Annotated in this window: 20 protein-coding genes; 8 read left to right on the top strand and 12 right to left on the bottom strand. The window is 40.6% G+C overall.

Annotated elements, in window-relative coordinates; all coding sequences use genetic code 11:
* Positions 1–71 precede the first annotated feature (71 nt).
* Positions 72–314, bottom strand: coding sequence for a transposase (locus V7K49_RS34475; RefSeq protein WP_442948629.1), 243 nt, complete (start codon positions 312–314; stop codon positions 72–74).
* Between the two features lie 62 nt (positions 315–376).
* A complete protein-coding gene (locus V7K49_RS01990; RefSeq protein WP_335204314.1) occupies positions 377–634 on the bottom strand; it encodes a hypothetical protein in 258 nt (85 codons plus the stop codon).
* 217 nt (positions 635–851) lie between these two features.
* Between V7K49_RS01990 and V7K49_RS01995 the strand changes: the two genes are divergently transcribed.
* A complete protein-coding gene (locus V7K49_RS01995) occupies positions 852–1,175 on the top strand; it encodes a hypothetical protein (RefSeq protein WP_335204315.1) in 324 nt (107 codons plus the stop codon).
* 496 nt (positions 1,176–1,671) lie between these two features.
* Here V7K49_RS01995 and V7K49_RS02000 read toward each other — a convergent pair whose 3' ends face one another.
* Complete coding sequence (locus V7K49_RS02000) at positions 1,672–1,884, bottom strand: hypothetical protein (protein WP_334723537.1); 213 nt, start codon at positions 1,882–1,884, stop codon at positions 1,672–1,674.
* A gap of 738 nt (positions 1,885–2,622) precedes the next feature.
* Between V7K49_RS02000 and V7K49_RS02005 the strand changes: the two genes are divergently transcribed.
* Together V7K49_RS02005 and trxA are read left to right on the top strand one after the other, a co-directional pair.
* The gene (locus V7K49_RS02005) at positions 2,623–2,934 is read left to right on the top strand and encodes a hypothetical protein (protein ID WP_335204316.1); all 312 of its coding nucleotides are present in this window, start codon (positions 2,623–2,625) and stop codon (positions 2,932–2,934) included.
* A gap of 242 nt (positions 2,935–3,176) precedes the next feature.
* Positions 3,177–3,530, top strand: a complete 354-nt coding sequence (gene trxA / locus V7K49_RS02010) for a thioredoxin (protein WP_334864746.1) — start codon at positions 3,177–3,179, stop codon at positions 3,528–3,530.
* Between the two features lie 144 nt (positions 3,531–3,674).
* On the opposite strand, the gene V7K49_RS02015 is transcribed toward trxA, so the two are convergent.
* The 4 genes from V7K49_RS02015 to V7K49_RS02030 form a co-directional block, all read right to left on the bottom strand.
* Complete coding sequence (locus tag V7K49_RS02015) at positions 3,675–4,295, bottom strand: dihydrofolate reductase family protein (RefSeq protein WP_334864748.1); 621 nt, start codon at positions 4,293–4,295, stop codon at positions 3,675–3,677.
* 245 nt (positions 4,296–4,540) lie between these two features.
* Positions 4,541–4,795, bottom strand: a complete 255-nt coding sequence (locus V7K49_RS02020) for a TIGR03643 family protein (RefSeq protein ID WP_334864750.1) — start codon at positions 4,793–4,795, stop codon at positions 4,541–4,543.
* A 39-nt stretch (positions 4,796–4,834) separates the two neighbouring features.
* Positions 4,835–6,634, bottom strand: a complete 1,800-nt coding sequence (locus V7K49_RS02025) for an ABC transporter ATP-binding protein (RefSeq protein ID WP_335204317.1) — start codon at positions 6,632–6,634, stop codon at positions 4,835–4,837.
* Positions 6,635–6,960: 326 nt separating this feature from the next.
* Positions 6,961–8,748, bottom strand: a complete 1,788-nt coding sequence (locus V7K49_RS02030) for an ABC transporter ATP-binding protein (protein ID WP_335204318.1) — start codon at positions 8,746–8,748, stop codon at positions 6,961–6,963.
* A gap of 149 nt (positions 8,749–8,897) precedes the next feature.
* Here V7K49_RS02030 and V7K49_RS02035 point away from each other — a divergent pair, with 149 nt between their 5' ends.
* Both V7K49_RS02035 and V7K49_RS02040 read left to right on the top strand, forming a co-directional pair.
* The gene (locus V7K49_RS02035) at positions 8,898–9,434 is read left to right on the top strand and encodes a pentapeptide repeat-containing protein (protein WP_334864757.1); all 537 of its coding nucleotides are present in this window, start codon (positions 8,898–8,900) and stop codon (positions 9,432–9,434) included.
* Positions 9,435–9,493: 59 nt separating this feature from the next.
* On the top strand, positions 9,494–10,555 hold the full coding sequence (locus V7K49_RS02040) for an L-histidine N(alpha)-methyltransferase (RefSeq protein ID WP_335204319.1): 1,062 nt from the start codon (positions 9,494–9,496) through the stop codon (positions 10,553–10,555).
* 461 nt (positions 10,556–11,016) lie between these two features.
* Here V7K49_RS02040 and V7K49_RS02045 read toward each other — a convergent pair whose 3' ends face one another.
* Positions 11,017–11,217 carry a hypothetical protein gene (locus tag V7K49_RS02045; RefSeq protein ID WP_442942305.1) on the bottom strand — a complete coding sequence of 67 codons (201 nt, stop codon included), beginning with the start codon at positions 11,215–11,217 and terminating at the stop codon, positions 11,017–11,019.
* Positions 11,218–11,862: 645 nt separating this feature from the next.
* On the opposite strand from V7K49_RS02045, the gene V7K49_RS02050 reads away from it, so the two are divergent.
* Positions 11,863–12,033 (top strand): NblA/ycf18 family protein, encoded by a 171-nt coding sequence (locus tag V7K49_RS02050; protein ID WP_334872289.1) that lies wholly within the window; start codon positions 11,863–11,865, stop codon positions 12,031–12,033.
* 303 nt (positions 12,034–12,336) lie between these two features.
* Here the strand turns inward: V7K49_RS02050 and V7K49_RS02055 are convergent, their stop codons facing one another.
* Both V7K49_RS02055 and V7K49_RS02060 read right to left on the bottom strand, forming a co-directional pair.
* Positions 12,337–12,549 (bottom strand): type II toxin-antitoxin system HicB family antitoxin, encoded by a 213-nt coding sequence (locus tag V7K49_RS02055; RefSeq protein ID WP_335204321.1) that lies wholly within the window; start codon positions 12,547–12,549, stop codon positions 12,337–12,339.
* The gene (locus tag V7K49_RS02060) at positions 12,533–12,799 is read right to left on the bottom strand and encodes a type II toxin-antitoxin system HicA family toxin (protein ID WP_273768496.1); all 267 of its coding nucleotides are present in this window, start codon (positions 12,797–12,799) and stop codon (positions 12,533–12,535) included. Before V7K49_RS02060 ends, V7K49_RS02055 begins: the two co-directional genes overlap by 17 nt.
* Positions 12,800–13,362: 563 nt before the next feature.
* Here V7K49_RS02060 and V7K49_RS02065 point away from each other — a divergent pair.
* Complete coding sequence (locus V7K49_RS02065; protein WP_273768495.1) at positions 13,363–14,133, top strand: pentapeptide repeat-containing protein; 771 nt, start codon at positions 13,363–13,365, stop codon at positions 14,131–14,133.
* 63 nt (positions 14,134–14,196) lie between these two features.
* Positions 14,197–14,817: a TenA family protein gene (locus V7K49_RS02070; protein WP_334872298.1), complete on the top strand. Its 621-nt coding sequence runs from the start codon at positions 14,197–14,199 to the stop codon at positions 14,815–14,817.
* A gap of 413 nt (positions 14,818–15,230) precedes the next feature.
* Here V7K49_RS02070 and ssuE read toward each other — a convergent pair whose 3' ends face one another.
* Both ssuE and V7K49_RS02080 read right to left on the bottom strand, forming a co-directional pair.
* Positions 15,231–15,797 carry an NADPH-dependent FMN reductase gene (gene ssuE, locus V7K49_RS02075; RefSeq protein WP_334872301.1) on the bottom strand — a complete coding sequence of 189 codons (567 nt, stop codon included), beginning with the start codon at positions 15,795–15,797 and terminating at the stop codon, positions 15,231–15,233.
* A gap of 17 nt (positions 15,798–15,814) precedes the next feature.
* Entirely contained in the window at positions 15,815–16,432 is a 618-nt protein-coding gene (locus tag V7K49_RS02080; protein WP_335204322.1) for a beta-class carbonic anhydrase, read from the bottom strand.
* Positions 16,433–16,448 lie beyond the last annotated feature (16 nt).

Consider the following 16,448-nt stretch of genomic DNA (forward strand, 5'->3'; position numbering starts at 1 on the left):
ACCACCTCTCACCCCTTCATAATGATTATCATTATTTTTTAAATGTCAGCTTATAATTTTTTTTGAGTAATTTATTCCTTGGAAGTCCCTAAATCGAGGGCAGTAGCAATTAAAGTATCAACCATTTTTGTTGTGCTTGGAGAGAACTGACGTAAAAAAGACTTAAGTTGCGACCACCAAAGTTCAATTGGATTAAAATCTGGGGAGTAGGGTGACAAATTAAGAACATTTGCACCAATACCTTTAATTAGAGGTTCAATGGAAATGTATCGACACAGATGTTTTTGTTTGATAGTTTTTGATTTCGTGGGTATTGCCCTGCTAACTCAATAATGGCGCGTTACGCTATGGCTAACGCACCCTACTTGCTAGATTGTCAAAGTATTGGTTGGATTTTTACTTTTTCATCAGGATCAGACACGCTCACAAATACTAAATCTGGATCCCAATGTCCAACTAAGTCAAGTTTAGCACATACAGTCCATCCTCTATTTTGATCCCCAAGTCCTAGCTTACGCTCTCTATAAGTAGCATTAAGTGAGTCTTCAATAATTAAAACTTTATCTTGAATTAATGCTAATCTAGCAAGCATTAAAGCACGCTCTTTTGTAACGGCAATTATTTTGTCTTCCATCAATCAATCCTCCCTGAACGTTATTGGTCTCTAAGGGATCTAATATATCTAGTTAATTGAGATGGTAGCTGGATTTACGCCGTGCTGTACTAGGTCTTTAGCTGATTAATTCACCCATTTGTAGGAGGTAATTAACAAGTGAATAAGTGTACTTTGTTTATAATCCGACCAACACAAATTGGTTTTAAGCAGCATTCACGCAATAAATGTATCAATCATGTTGAACCTGATATTGACCGAATGTATAAAAATAAAATCCTTGGTGGTTTCAATAGCTTTGTTACTGGTTGTACAAACTTCTGCCAATGCTCAACAACCCTTCCCTAGTTTGACTCCAGTACAAGCTCAACATTTATCCCGTGACTTGGTTCCATATAATTCTCAAGACTTTTTTAGGCAAGGAAAAGATTCTCTTGAGAGAGAAATTCAAATTCTTAGGCAAAGGCAACTGCGCTCAATTAAACCTGTTCTTAAGATTGATTTAGTACCGCAGATAAAAATACCACAGACCCAGCAAAATCCTAACATCTTATCTAAGTAATAATTATCATTCTTTTATACGACTCCTATTTGATTTTTGAAAAAACTCCGTACATCTGAAGAGTGCAGAAATCGAAAGTAGTGTGTTGAATAAATCACTTTTTCCATCCACTTCAAAAGAAAGAAAAAACAGCTATAGACTCTACAACTTCTTAACGTTTTTGGCGGCTTCTCTGCGAGACGCTGCGCGTTGGCGTTCGCGGAGCCTCTTGTAGAGAAGGCGGTTCGATAAATTAGGCTTAAGAGTGATTTTTGCGTAAGTCCTAACACTGTTCAAACCTTGACAGAAAATCACCCCTTCCCTACGGGACGCTAGCGCGAACCCGCTCACCCATACTGGTAGCAATAACCAAAACTCGCAGTACTAATCCCAAGGGATCGACTGTTAAAAAACGTTTGCCTAAACCACACCCCCAGGCATCACAATCACTATGCTCTGCTTCCTACCAACAGAGTTTTTGTGTTTTAAATAAACTTTGCAACACAAATTTACAATCTTAATCGTCTAGTAAACTCATCAACGCTTGGATTTCAGCGTCTTGCGGCTCTGATAATTGACACTGTAACTTTAATAATTCATTTTGTAATCCTTCTGCTACATAGAGCAGATTAGATTCTTGTGCAATTTTTAGCTGATTTTCTTTAATTTTGATTTGTTTAAGCAAGTTGTTTTCAACATGAATTGAATTATTGTAATGTTGAGCAATCATAGCTTTATATTTCTTATCAATCTATAGAGTGCAATTAAATTTACCACCTATGTATTGTTCCACACTTTTATGATTTTTTAAATATCTGGTGATTTAATCTTTTGACTCCTAGTGTTTAGGGGTATGGCATTTCTTCTTGTCTGAGTAGTTGATTTTTTAAAGGTCTTCAGGGCATTGAATCGGACGCTCAATGCCATTTTGCTTTATAGCGATTTTCATTTTAATGAGGTACACGGCTAGGGACACGGCATTGCTGTGTCCTATCTTGTATCTGTGTTCATCTGTGGTTAATTATTTTTTCTGTACCTTACCCATGTGGGAACCGCTATATTCTCCCAAGGAGGAGACTTTTAGGGAGCATCCCAATAGCAAGCAAATTTACCAAAATCGTTACTTGTCAATTGTGAATGAAGCCTACTCCAACTCTACAAGACGCTCCGCGAACACTGCGTTTTGCTTGCAATGACAAATTATGTTTTTACACATTTGGAATGCTCCCGACTTTTAACGAGAAATCCTCAAACGACAAAATTGCATAGTTTTTTCCACAAATCCATTCTCAATAGTTTGGGAATATTGGCTTAATACACCATATCAAGATTTTTACAGACTTTTACAAAAATGTAAATTATGATATAAGATTGGTTGATTTAGGGAGAATTTTTAGATAACACGCATTAACTTATCTGTTACTTCACCGAGTCTTGTAGATATGTTAAACATTTTTTTGTGAACAGAATGAACTTAAAGTTTATAAAGAGAAACATTTTTACCTTTGTAAAAATTATATCTACAGTGCTTATAACAAGCGCAATTGGATTGGAATCGTGGAATATTTATGCAGTAATAACTAATAGTCATTTACCAAGCAGTCTTAATCCAATTTTTTGGATTGAGCGTTTTGCCATGACGAGCCATTTTATAGAAAGCATCATAGCAGCTTTTTATGCACCTTCAAGAAAAAAGATGCCAATAAAATATGCTACTTATACTTTTTTTGTAGGCACAATTGGGTTGTTAGAACTGTTTGATCAGCAGGATGACTATTGAAACCTCCACGCCTTGAAGGGATGAGATTTTTGGATTAGGTAGGTTGTTAGGGTGCGTTATGCGATCGCTAACGCACCCTACGTAAGAAAGTTGTAGGTTATTAAATCCACGCTACCAAGCAAAAGTCAGTTGCGGGGGTTTCCTAATCTAGGTGACTGGTAAATCTGACAGCCAGAAGGGAGTATAGTTTGTATAGTTAGCTTTTTGCTGAAATTTTTAGTTTGACACTAAGGAATTAAAAAATGTCTACTGATACTGACATAGTTGCTTACGTTGAAGAAAGTGAATTTGATACTGTTTTAACTGGAAGTGAAGAGAAAGTCGTTGTTGTTGATTTTACTGCTACTTGGTGTGGCCCCTGTCGCCTGATCAGTCCGTTAATGGATCAACTTGCCCAGGAATACAAAGGTCGTGCCAAAGTCGTTAAGGTAGACGTTGACAACAACAAGCCGATTTTCAAAAAATTTGGTCTTCGCAGTATTCCAGCAGTTTTAATTTTCAAAGATGGTAATTTAGCAGAAACCATCGTGGGAGTTTCTCCTTACGAAGACTTCAGCAACGCTGTTCAGAAGCTTCTTGAGGTTGTTTCGACGTAATTGGTAATTGATAATTAAAAAGGGTTTATACCTGATGCCTAATAACGGCAGTCACGTTTCAGGTGGAGTTTAAATTCCCCGAAGTTCCGAGCCTCGCAAGCCGACCCTCGGACTTCTCACCACTTGAAACACAATTATAAATTTTTAACCCTTTCCTTTTTGCCTATAATGTGATTGGAGTAAACCACTAGGATATTGTTTTGAGTCAATCAGCTCCAATATTTCTTCAGGGCTAGCTGGTGGGAAAAGGTGTATACCACCACCTAAGATAATTGGAATAGTTGAAATAATATATTCGTCAATCAAGCTGTGCTGAAGAAACGAATTGATTAATGCTCCGCCACCAACTAGCCAGATATTTTCCAAACCTTGAGCCTCCATATTTGCTAAGACGTGCTTCACTGTGTCCGAAACAAACACAACATCCTCGCGGTCAGATTGGAGATGGCGCTGGGTGAAAACGAAGGATTTTTTCCCCGGATAAGGCCACTCATCAAAACTAAGCCCTATTTCATACGTATTGCTGCCTAAGACAATAGCATCAATCGATTCGTAGAAAGCAGCGTAACCGTAGTCTTCTCCTTCTGTATCAAGGATTGATAGCCAATCAATTCCGCCATCGCTACGAGCAATGTAGCCATCCAAACTAGCTGCGATGTAAAGTGTAACTTTCGTCATTGTGCTTCTGAATTTGGTAGTTTTCAGCAGAACCTCCGTGCCGTAGGCGTAGCGTCTCAGAGAGAGGAAGCCCCTGGCTTTAGACACTTGTCATTACCCACATTTTGTAACAGTTAAAGTATTGCACTGACTCACATCCCGCCCAGAATTTAAGTTCAGCGGCTCAGAGTTACTGTCCTCTCAAGAGGACTAAAGAAGAATCTGAGTCCACTTGAGTGGACTTTAGCTATTGCCTTGGAATGCTATTCCGAGGCGGGATAGCAACGAAGCAGGGATTGTCAGAATGTGGGCAATGACAAGCCTTGAGGTGTGGGGTTATATGACCCAATTACTTACGTTTTTTGATTGGACGATTTAAACCGACCTGCAATAAATTCTCGCTTAGATAAATGCTTTGTATTGCGTTTGGTGACTCGCTCGCGCCACATCTGGAAACTAGATTCCTTCATTTCGCGCCTCATTAAGGCAATTACCTGTTTCTCCAGCAGCCCAAACTGAGCCTCAATGGCATCAAAAGATGTTCTATCTTCCCATGCCATTTCAATAATGCGATCGATGGTTTGTGAATCGAGGTTAGGTAGGTTCATTCCTTTATTGGCAATTGAGAAATTCGAGCTATATATATTTTACTTTTCATTTTGAAGAACCATTGTGTCTGCTGCACCCAGTTGCAGGGCATAGAGGTTGGCATAGACACCCTGCTGATCGATGAGTTCGGCGTGAGTACCCTGCTCTACAATTTGTCCCTGCTGAATTACTAATACCTGATCTGCCAGAGTAACTGTACTGAGGCGGTGAGCAATCACGAAGCTGGTACGACCTTGCAGCAAGCGGGCGATCGCAGTTTGTACTAACGCTTCTGTGCGGGTATCGATGCTGCTAGTAGCTTCATCGAGAATCAGAATTCGGGGATTAATCAACACCGCACGCGCAATACTGATCAGTTGTCGCTGTCCTTGGCTCAAGGGAGCGCCCCGTTCACCCAATTGAGTTGTATAACCCTGTGGCAGTGAGGTAATGAACTCATGCACATTTGCTAGTTGTGCAGCCTCTTCGATATCAGCTTGGGTGGCGTAAGGAGCGCCAAAGGCAATGTTTTCGGCAACGGTGCCGCTGAACAGAATATTGTCTTGTAGGACGATGCCAATTTGACGCCGCAGACTTGCTTGAGTCACGCTACGCACATCAACATCATCAATTTTCACTGCACCGCCAGATACATCGTAGAAGCGCGAAATCAAGTTAATGAACGTACTTTTTCCCGAACCTGTCGGCCCTACTAACGCAACCATCTGCCCTGGATAGGCGTGCAAATTCACCCCTTTGAGAACTAATTGACCTGGGTTGTAGCCAAACTTGACATTTTCAAATGTCACTTCACCCTGAATAGGCAGCATTTCTGTTGCATCGGGTGCGTCTTTGAGTTCTGACGGTTCATCTAGCAATAGAAAGATTCGCTCTAATCCGGCGAAGGCAGATTGAGCTTGGGTGTAAAACTGGCTGAGAATTTGGATCGGGCGGAAGAATTGCTGGACATAAAGTAAAAAAGATGTCACCACACCCACTGTTGCAGCTCCAGTGACTGCAAGATAGCCACCATAGGCCAGCACGGCTGCGGTTGCTAGTGTGTTGAGAAAATCGATCGAGGGCAAAAAGGCCGAAGTAATTGCTACAGCATCGACGTTAGCATCACGATTGGCAGCGTTGAGAATGTCAAATTCTGCGATGTTCATCTGTACACGATTAAATGCCTGTGCTTCTCGCACGCTGACAATATCTTCTTCCAACTTGGCGGAAAGCTCCCCAATCGTCTGTCGCGTAACACGAAACCTGGCTCTTGCCCAACGCGCAAACAAGTTTGTGGTAAAAATCATCAGTGGCACAACCAAATTGCTCAACAAACCGAGTTGCAGGTTGATTGAGAGCATAGCAATGATTATGCCGACCAAACTGAAAGTGTTGCCCAGCATTTGGGCGATCGTCAGTCCAAATGCCTGATTTACAGTATTAACATCATTCAGCAGGCGGCTCATTAAATCGCCTGCTTCGCTGCGATCAAAAAAGCTGAGTGGCAGACTTTGGATTTTAGTGAAAATATCTTGCCTCAGTTGAGCCAGCAATCGCTGCATAATCCAGCCAACTCGAATAATTTGACCTCGAATTGCCAAGACACCAAGTCCATAGTTCAGCGCTAGTAGCCCTAATAACACCAGCAGTCCTTGCAAATTCCCTTGGGCAATTAGGTGATCAATCGACCAACCGATGAAAAACGGCCCAATTGCCTGGGTTACAGCACCAATAAAGACTAATGTCAAGGCGATGGGAATATCTTTGCGATAAAGTCGCAGGTATTGCAAAAAGCGCCGCAGGGTGGAAAATTGCTGACTCGCCTGCTCAGATGCAACAACGGTAACTGTGCCTCTCATACCAATTTGGGATTTTAGATTTTGGATTAAAAGTCTTTGTCTTTATTCGCTGTTATAAAAATCTTAAGCAAGACTATTTATCAATACGGTTGGGTTAAGGCTTAACTCTTCCTCCTCGTCAATTTTTTTAACGTAGACGCTCAGGCTACTGCCATCTCTACGAGACACTACCTGTAGCTTGCTTCCCCGTAGGGGTACGCGCAGCGTCCGCACCAGAAGGACGCATTCGCCTCTGGTCTGGTAGAGAAGAACGCATTCGCGTAGCGTCTCGTAGAGAAGGAAGAGAAGCAAGAAATGCTTAACTGAACTGTATTGGACTACTTGTGCTAATTTAGGATCATTTGTTTCTTCACCTTAACCTGAGATTCCAAAATCACACCGTAGAGCGGGCTGGTTTGCATCAATTCCTCATGGGTGCCTTGTGCCACCAATCGTCCTTTATCCATGAGAAAAATGCGATCAGCATTCTTGACGGTGCTAATCCGTTGAGCTACTACAAAAGTTGTACAAGCTTTTTGGTGGATTAACTTATCCAGTTCGGCTTGAATCTGGGCAGCAGTCCTCGCATCTACAGCGGAGGTACTATCGTCCAAAATCAGAATGCTGTAATCGGTAAGTAAGGTCCGAGCGATCGCAATTCGTTGTTTTTGTCCACCAGACAAGCCCACGCCCCGTTCACCCACGATCGTCTCGTAGCTATCGGGTAGACTGGTAATAAAATCGTGCATTTGTGCGGTTTTTGCAACCTCAATTACCTGCTCTAGGGTTGCATTGGGTTTTGCGTAGGCAATATTTTCACGGATTGTGCCAGAGAATAGAGTGGTTTCCTGAAATACAATGCCAATACACGATCTAAGGCTTTTGAGCGTGAAACTTTTTACATCTCGTCCGTCAATGCGAACTGCTCCCCCTGTGACATCGTAAAAGCGGGGAATTAAGTTCATAATTGTACTTTTTCCGGAACCAGTCATCCCTAGAACGGCGATCAGCTCGTTAGGTTTGGTTTCAAAGGAAACTTCTTTGAGAGTTTCGGTTGTCGCTCCTGGATAGCGAAAGGAAACATTTTCAAAGGTGATTCTCCCACCGCAGGTGTCAAATGGGACAGCACCGGGGCGATCGCGTATTTCTACCTCTGCATCTACAACTTCGTAGACTCGTTCGGCGGAAGCAGCTGATTGAGCGATCGCAGGTGCAGCAAATCCAATCAACAAAATAGGTTGGAGAATCAACGCTAGGTAGGAGTTAAACGCCACCAGTTCGCCAATGGAAAATCTGCGCCCAATTACCTGCGCTCCTCCGTAGCCGAAAACTGCCAGTGTGACCAAATTACTCAATAAAAATATCAACGGAAAGGTATTACGGATGGCGCTAATGGTCTTCATGTTTGCCCTGACTAGACCATCATTCAGGGTCGTGTAACGCGACCTTTCAGTTGACTCCCGCACAAAGGCTTTCACTACCCGTATTCCTAGTAAGTTTTCTTGCAATACAGCATTGAGGTCGCTCAGTTGCTCTTGTACTTGCCGAAAAAGTTTATCATTCCGGGTAATAAATTGCGCCATCACCCATCCAGATAGGGGCACTACTGTCAGCGTAATCATTGCTAATCGCCAGTTCATCACCAGCAAAATCACCGAAATACTCACCAATGTCACAACTGAACCGATGACCTGAATTAAGCTGGTACCAACAAAGGTGCGGATCTGCTCAATATCGCTGGTGACACGGGTTAGCAGTTGGGAAGTCTGCGCCTGGTCATGATAACTGAAACTGAGATTTTGAATTTTGCTAAAAATTTTGTTTCGCAGGTCATAGGCCACACCCTGAGACATCGCTTCTGCCAAATAGCTTTGTCCAAAGTTAAATAAACCACGAGCGATCGCGGCGAGTACCATCCAGCCGGCACTATATAGCACAATTTGGAGGTTTTGTTTGATGATGCCCTGATCAATTCCCCACCGAAATAGTTGTGGGGTAACTGCGTTTGCGATCGTCAACAGCAACAGGCTGGCCAATGCTCCCAGCGAAGTCCATCGGTAAGTGCTTAAACTCTCAAGCACCCGCTGGATTGACTGTATCGACGAAGTTTCCTGGAGTTCTGGTTGCTGAACCAATGGTATTTACCCCTGTATCTTTGAAAAATTATCTCCTATTTTTTATGGTATAAGCGATCGCGCTTGATAATGGTCTAACTCAGGTCGCCAAATTGACTAAAGTCGTTAAAATAACCATTCTAAGTAGTAATTGATTCAGGAGTTAGGGTATGGATGCTGAGGAGTTGTTGAGAAGGTATGCTGCTGGGGAGAGAAATTTTGCTGGGGTTGATTTGAGTAGTGTTGATTTAAGAGAAGCTGAGTTGACTCGTATTAGCCTCATAGGTGCTAACTTGAGAGGCGTCAACCTGACTGGTGCCAACTTGAATTGTTCTGCCTTGAGGGACGCTGATCTCAGGAATGCCAACTTGAAAGGAACCGACTTGAGTGGTGCTAATCTGATTCGGGCTAACCTGCAAGGTGTCGATCTCAGACGTGCTTTGATGTGGGGTACTGGCTTGAGAGAAGCTAATCTGAGTGATGCTAACTTGGAGGGAGCTAATTTGACGGATGCCTGGTTGAATAATGCTGAATTCGGAATCACTGGAAATATGCAAAGTACTATTTTGATCGGAACTAACTTTGAAGGAGCTAAGATTTCGTATATCCTGTGTGAGAGTTGGAGATTTAACAGTATTTACAACGCTTTTTACTGGTACACTATTATGCCAGATGGAAGTACTGTGGTCGGTCCCAGATATGGTTGACACATCTGGTGTAAATTGGGTTTGGGATAATAAATTAAGAAAACCAAATAACAAGAATAATGGCTCAAAATTTTCCTAGCAATTCCCAACTTCCATCGCATATATTAACTGCTTTCAGTCGCACAGCAAAGCCAAGTTCTGAGTTCTACTCTCTTTTTTCTGAAGAAGAACTTTTAGGGATAATTCATGCATTAGAAATCAGACGACAAATACCTCTAAAGTATTCTTATAAAGGTAGAGGCGCAAAAATCTGGGATGATTTTTATCTAAAATATATTCTTCCTACATGGTATCGGACATCAAGTGTAGAAGTTGACCTTTTAAAGAATAACTTTAAATACTTTAATGAGAATATTAAAAGTGGTGAAAAAGTAAATATTGTAGACGTTGGTGCAGGAAATTCATATCCAGTTAAAAATTTTATTCAAAAACTTAATAAATTGGGAAAGGTTAATAAATATATTGCCTTAGATATTAGCGAGGAATTACTTCATTTATCCAAAAATAATTTTAGAAAATGGTTTCCTCTCATTGAATTTATCAGTTCGACGATTGACATAGAAAATAGTAGCATACCCAAAATTTTATTTCAAAATCAAGCTAGCCCTGAAATTGATGACACAGCAAAAATATTTTTCCACTTAGGTGTTACCATTGGGAATCATCAAAATAGAGATGAGGTACTCAAAAACTTTAGAGATAGCATGGGAAAAAATGATTTTCTGGTGTTCACTAATGAAACTGGTTCTAACTCTCAATGGGATGGAAACGTCAGAGGTGGCTGCAAGTATCACGTAGAAGAAATATATGGATGGGTTAAAAATAATATTGGGATTAAATCTGAAGATTGTGAATTGGTGAGAAAGTATGATTTAAAAACAGATAGTATAGTTGCTAATATGAAATTTCGTCATAATTACACTATAAATTTCAGTTGGATGAGTATAGATAAGAAAATTGAAATCCCTGAAGGTGAAGAAATTACAATTTGGCGACATCACAAGTATGAAATTCCTAAACTTTTGCAAGAAATAGAACGTTCTGGACTACAACTTCTTCACTATAATACTGACAAATACAAATCACATATTATGGTGATTTGTAAAGTTGCCAGTAACTAACCTTTTTAATTAGATTTTGCGCTGTCCAGATCCCCGACTTCGTAAAAGTTGTCGGATATCTAACTTTTCACGAATGATTTAGGACTGCTATCGATTCTAACGGGGTAGCTAATATCTAATAACTGCAAGGTGCTGCACTGGTCTTAAATTTTTTCAAAGCGTTGCGATTTCACCTGTTGTACTAAGGTGAATTCTAGTAATAAATTTACCATAGCCATTGGTTTCGACTTACCTCGGCTCCGCCCTTCTCTACGAGAGGCTGCGCCAACGACGCCGCTCAGGCTAAACTCGGCACAAGTCGCTCAACCAACTGAGTGATCGAGAGTTGAGCGAAGTCGAAACTCGTTAACATAGGTATTTTTTTATCAGAAATCATCTAAGGTGTCAATATCTAGGACAGAGGGCTGGGTGTATTCTTCTAGTTCCAAGAATTCTGTCGGCGGATTGGTAGCAATCTCTCACTAATTCAACGGCAACACAGAACAAATTTCTATAAAGATATGACGCTCAACCGGACGCCCACTAAAAAACCGCCAAATTGGTTGGTGAGTCTTCAAGTTGACTTCAAAAGCCAAATTTTTTTGTGTCCACCCCTTATGAGCGAAAGCTTTTTTAACTCCTTGAATCCTGGCGAGTGATACCTGAAGCGATCGCTTGACCATCAGACAAAAACCCGCTTTTAATCTCAGGTATTAAAGTTTTATTACTATTTATTAATTTTCATCTATTATATGCAATTACTATGTTGTTCACCAAGAGCTATACAAAATGTCAGAATTTACTCTAAATTTACTAATTTTTGGAAAAATCAACCACTTATATACTCATCTTATACATCTCAAACCTTAGCTCAAACTTGAGCTTAAGCAAATATCTGTAATGGTACATTACTACAGATTAAAAGGTTATTTACATTTTATGTCGTAGTTAATCACTAAATTAGTAAATCAAATAAGGCTCTGTCATATTACAAGAACAAAGCTTTTTATTGGACCTACCCACTTGTCTAGCCTGTTTTGAAACTACGGATTTTTTATCAAAAAAGAGAGTACGGGATTCTTGGGAGGCAGGAGGAAAGTTTTTTTGTGGGGCTTGATACCCTTGCACCATTTCGCTTCCCTGCGATTTAGTAATCAGATAGTAGCATCATATCACTCAGTAATAGGAGTAAAAATTTTAGTAAATACATGAAGATTATGAACAACATCTGTATGATTCGGTCGAATAATTTTTTACTACAACAAATGTAACAAGCCTATTCTCATTAACCTTATAGTTCTCGACTCAATTAGGCATAGGAGCCAATAATGAATCAATCATTTAAATTATCTTTAGAGCAAGAATTTACGATCCGAAGCTTTGCCGACAAAGTGCAGACGTTGTCTTGTGAAGAAGCCAAGCGGTCTTTACTTATGCTGTATAAGGAAATGCTCATTCGGGAAGTAATGTACCAGCAATTGCTCAAGTCTAGGTGGTGAAGAAAGAGAGTAGAGGGAGCAGGGCTAAAAAAAGGGTGTACTGTCTGGCTTTAATGTCTTTCAGAGTAATCTGGAATTTTTGTCAGTCCATCTAAATCTGCTTTTAATTGTTGTCGTAGCTTTGTATCTGCTGGTAACACCGCTTCACTCAAATGGTTTTACGCATATGCCAAGATGGACAATTAACCCAATTGCATCACTTATTTTTCTACGTATTATCTCGTAGTCTTGTTCAAAAATCAAATAGGAGTCCTACATTTATGATAATGCTAAAAAATCAGTTTGACTTAGCTTGTGTATCAATTAGATATACATCAAATGCGGTCTAGGTTCAGGAACTGGACGCCCTAAATCCTTAGCTGTTTCTATCCATTCATGCACAACTACTTCTACATTGTGCAGGGCTTCTTGATAAGTCTCGCCGTCAGCAGTACAGCCTAATAATTCTGGTACTTCAGCAATAAAGGCTTGATCTAATTCACTCCAGTAGAGAATAATTTCATAACGAAATATCATTTTTACTTCCTAGCTTATACTTGATAATTACTGCACGAACTTGTTTAATTTGATAGCTTTTGGCTTTTCCTCTCTTATGTTGCAGGTTCAATATTTCCTCAACATCGGCTTTGACAAAAATCCGATGATCGCCACGAATCCGTTCATCAAAGCCTAGTGTATATAAGAGTTGCCACAGTTGTGCGAAAGGGATGTCTGTATCAGAAGTCCCAGAGAGGATTTTTTCTAAGAGTTTGTCTTGCTGACTCACGTTTTTCTGACTGTCTTAATGTTTCTATAGTCTCATATTTATTTAAAATCAGGGCATACACGAGCAAATCTCTGTTTTTACTCCTGAGTGAGATGACATTAGCACTAGGCACAGACGCATAGAGGCTTGTCTGTCGTTAAACATCACTTCTTTGTAAAATCAAGAAATGTAATCTGTGTATATTTGACTTAAAGTTCAAAGAAGTAGAAGTGTAAATTTTATGTCTAATTATCAAAAAGTATTACAGCAACGTCAAGGTCTGACCCCTAAATAACAAATAAGTATAGCAATCCTGAATGGGTCGTAAAAATCTCCGATTCCTTTCTCTGCGCTCTCTTTAGCCTCTGCGGTTAATTTATTTTTACAAATGATTTAGGACTGCTATAGCTAGGCATAAATAATTAGAAGATAGTGAACTTGCACAACCAGTGAGTGTTTACTCAAATTTACAAGTGATATAGGCAACTACAGAGGGCAAACTGTTCAGATTGCTCATATCATAGGCTGAGGTATAAATCCGTCTCAGTTAATTTTACCTATGGAGTAACAAATATTACGCAATTATGAAAAACCAAATTCTAGTCATAGCTGCCTTTTTAACCACAATTAGTTTGACAACAACCGTACAAGCAGCAAATTCTGAACACGTTAGACAGTTATTGGCAACCAAACAATGTCAAAACTGTGATTTAACCAGTGCAGGTTTAGTGATGGCTGACTTATCTGGAGCCAATTTGAGTGGTGCTAATCTCACAGGTGCTAACCTCAGCCGGGCAAACTTGAGCGGTGCTGATTTGCGGGGTGCAAACTTGAGTGGCGCGAGTTTATTTGGTGTTAACCTAAGCCAAACTAAGTTTAGTGGGGCAAATTTGGCGGGTGCTGATTTAAGAAATACCTATCTAGCAAATGCAGAATTGACTGGTGCTTACCTAAATGGCGCCAACTTCCAAGGCGCAGTTGGTATACCATCACAAATTGCTTCACCAGAAGAATTTTATGCTTTGGGTGTAGCAGAAGCACAAAAAGGTAACCAACAGCAAGCAATCAGTTATTTTAATCAGGCGATCGCTATTAAACCAGAATATGCGGGTGCTTATTTAGCTCGTGGTGTAGCCTGCTACCAAATATTGGATAGACAAGGTGCATTCAAAGATGCCCAAGTTGCTGAAAAATTGTTTACATCGCAAAACAATACCGCTGGAACGCAAACAGCCCAGGCTTTTATTAAAGAACTGCAAACACCCGTAAATGAGAAGGTAAGCGCTGGTAGCCCCAGTTTTGTTGACTTTTTGGGAAGTCTTGGCTCAGTCTTGCTTCAATTCTTACCTTTTTGAGGGGGAGAGTTCACAGAACAGAGGGATAATAACAGATGACAAATGACAAATAACAAATGACAAATGACTTTATCTAACGAATTATGGGCAGCAAATCAAGACTTAGCCCAAGCTTGCCTAAAGCATCCTTTCGTTCAAGGCATTGGCGATGGTACTCTTGAGCAGGCGAAATTTGCTTACTACGTAGGGCAAGATGCTTTTTTCTTAGAAGCTTTTGCCCGTGCGTACAGTATCGCCGCAGCTAAAGCACCAGACCGGTTAGGTTTCACCACATTTCATAACCTAGCTAGTGAAGCTTTAGAAGAACTGCGGATGCATAGTGGCTATGCTTCCCAGTGGGGAATTAATTTGGATTCTGTGGAACCAGGAGCCACCACCCGCCGCTATACTGACTTTTTGTTAGCAACTGCTTGGGGTAAAGATGTGGGTTTAACTGCTGCGGCGATGTCTCCGTGTATGCGTTTGTATACCTTTTTGGGAGAACAGTTAGCTCATAACGGCATTCCTAATCATCAATATGCAGACTGGATTCGTACTTATAGCAGCGCAGACTTTCAACAACCAACACAACAATTAGAAAGTTTGGTTGACAATTATGCCACTACTAATTCTGTTGTGCATTCAACCTATCGTTATGCTATGTTTTGCGAACGCGACTTTTTTCAGGCCGCGTGGGAGTGTTAAAAACTGCTGTTATCATTTGCTCAAAAATAGCCTAGACAAATTCCTCGCAACTCTTCCAGAGGAACGTTCTGCCGCTATGGGGTTGCCGCATGGGTAAGGTATAGAAAAAATAATTAACCACAGATGAATACAGATACGAGGTAAGACACGGCATTGCCATGTCCTATCTTGGATCTCATTCAAATGAGAATCGCTATATATGGGAAAAATCAAAAATTATAGTGGTGTTAGTTGAATAGACTAGAAAGGAATGGAAGTAAAGTCTAGGCGTAGTCTATTCATTTGAATATCGTTATAAAAGTGTAATTTTTGAGAGTAAATTTATGTTGCTCTAATTAACTTTTAAATAAAGGTAGCAGATGGGTAAAAATTACCCATCTGCTACAAGTAAACGGAGGTATAAACTTGATTAGTTAATTGGCATGAGCCAACTCTTGAGGCGCTGCGGCATCATATTCTACAGCTTTAACAAATTCCTTGAGAACGTCTTTGAGTCTTTGCTCAATTTCCTCATCTAACACCACACTGTTATCAGCTTGTCGTTGAATTTGTTTGTCTACCGCATAAATAGTAGCTAGGATATGCCGCGCTCCTAATTCAGATAAAACAGGTTTAAGAGCATATTCAATTGCCAATAAGTGAGCCAGCGTCCCACCAAGGGCAATTGGTAACACAGGTTTACCTGTCAATGATTTTTGTGGCAGCAAATCTAGAAACGTTTTGAGCACTCCTGTGTAAGCAGCTTTGTAGATTGGGGTGGCAATAATCACACCATCTGCCTTTGCTAGCAAAGCTTTTGGCTGCTCCAAAGCAGGGCTGTCGTATCGTCCAAAAACTAAATCTTCAGCAGGCAAATCCCGAACTGAGATAATGTCTACATGCAAGCCTTCTTGTTGTAAAAGCTTGGCAGTGTATTCGACAACACCATAGGTTCTAGAGGGATGAGTTGGACTACCAGCGATCGCTAAAATATTTGCCATTCAATTGAACTCCCAATTTATAAAACGGGTTCAGTGTCTTTTGTGGTTTTGGTCTTCATAGCTTCTGCTGTGTTGACCTTTTCACTCAGACGTTTGTAGGGACGGCGCAAACTCATACTTTCTACTTCCCAGATGTAACCATGAATAACTACATCCTGGGGAATTAAAGGAGAATTACGCAGCAATTCCACCTGCTGTGTGCAGATTTTGTCCACATCGGTAAACGTTTTGATCCATTTGGAAAAAACGCCTTTTGGTAGCTTCAACTCTGGCAAAGCAGGATCGATCGTAACTTGATCCACGTCAATACCTTGGTTTCGCAATACCTCACTGAGAAAGTCTCCTGATGCTGTCATCATGCCACATTCGGTATGGTTAATGACGATGATTTCTTTTGTGCCAAAAAAATGTGTAGTTAACATCGCTGACCGAATAGCATCATCTGTAACTAACCCCCCGGCATTACGGAAAATATGAGCATCTCCTTCACCAATTCCTAATGCTTTCTCCACAGGTAAACGTTCGTCCATGCAAGTTAGCACCCACAAGCGTTTATTGTTAGGTATCCCCAGCTGACGACGCAATGCCCACGCTTCTTTTTCTGAGATTTTTTGGTCAATTTGTTGGTGCAACATTGCTGGTAATTTCCTA

This window comes from Nostoc sp. (genome assembly GCF_036919675.1).
Classification (GTDB): Bacteria; Cyanobacteriota; Cyanobacteriia; order Cyanobacteriales; family Nostocaceae; genus Nostoc.

Excerpts from the sequence above, each read along its gene's own strand:
- V7K49_RS02065 (WP_273768495.1), top strand. The coding sequence starts at position 13,363 with ATGAAAAACCAAATTCTAGTCATAGCTGCCTTTTTAACCACAATTAGT.
- ssuE (WP_334872301.1), bottom strand. The coding sequence starts at position 15,797 with ATGGCAAATATTTTAGCGATCGCTGGTAGTCCAACTCATCCCTCTAGA.
- V7K49_RS02055 (WP_335204321.1), bottom strand. The coding sequence starts at position 12,549 with ATGATATTTCGTTATGAAATTATTCTCTACTGGAGTGAATTAGATCAA.
- V7K49_RS02025 (WP_335204317.1), bottom strand. The coding sequence starts at position 6,634 with ATGAGAGGCACAGTTACCGTTGTTGCATCTGAGCAGGCGAGTCAGCAA.
- V7K49_RS02050 (WP_334872289.1), top strand. The coding sequence starts at position 11,863 with ATGAATCAATCATTTAAATTATCTTTAGAGCAAGAATTTACGATCCGA.
- V7K49_RS01995 (WP_335204315.1), top strand. The coding sequence starts at position 852 with ATGTTGAACCTGATATTGACCGAATGTATAAAAATAAAATCCTTGGTG.
- V7K49_RS02040 (WP_335204319.1), top strand. The coding sequence starts at position 9,494 with ATGGCTCAAAATTTTCCTAGCAATTCCCAACTTCCATCGCATATATTA.
- V7K49_RS02080 (WP_335204322.1), bottom strand. The coding sequence starts at position 16,432 with ATGTTGCACCAACAAATTGACCAAAAAATCTCAGAAAAAGAAGCGTGG.
- V7K49_RS01990 (WP_335204314.1), bottom strand. The coding sequence starts at position 634 with ATGGAAGACAAAATAATTGCCGTTACAAAAGAGCGTGCTTTAATGCTT.
- V7K49_RS02005 (WP_335204316.1), top strand. The coding sequence starts at position 2,623 with ATGAACTTAAAGTTTATAAAGAGAAACATTTTTACCTTTGTAAAAATT.
- V7K49_RS02070 (WP_334872298.1), top strand. The coding sequence starts at position 14,197 with ATGACTTTATCTAACGAATTATGGGCAGCAAATCAAGACTTAGCCCAA.
- V7K49_RS02020 (WP_334864750.1), bottom strand. The coding sequence starts at position 4,795 with ATGAACCTACCTAACCTCGATTCACAAACCATCGATCGCATTATTGAA.
- V7K49_RS02045 (WP_442942305.1), bottom strand. The coding sequence starts at position 11,217 with ATGGTCAAGCGATCGCTTCAGGTATCACTCGCCAGGATTCAAGGAGTT.
- trxA (WP_334864746.1), top strand. The coding sequence starts at position 3,177 with ATGTCTACTGATACTGACATAGTTGCTTACGTTGAAGAAAGTGAATTT.
- V7K49_RS02035 (WP_334864757.1), top strand. The coding sequence starts at position 8,898 with ATGGATGCTGAGGAGTTGTTGAGAAGGTATGCTGCTGGGGAGAGAAAT.
- V7K49_RS02000 (WP_334723537.1), bottom strand. The coding sequence starts at position 1,884 with ATGATTGCTCAACATTACAATAATTCAATTCATGTTGAAAACAACTTG.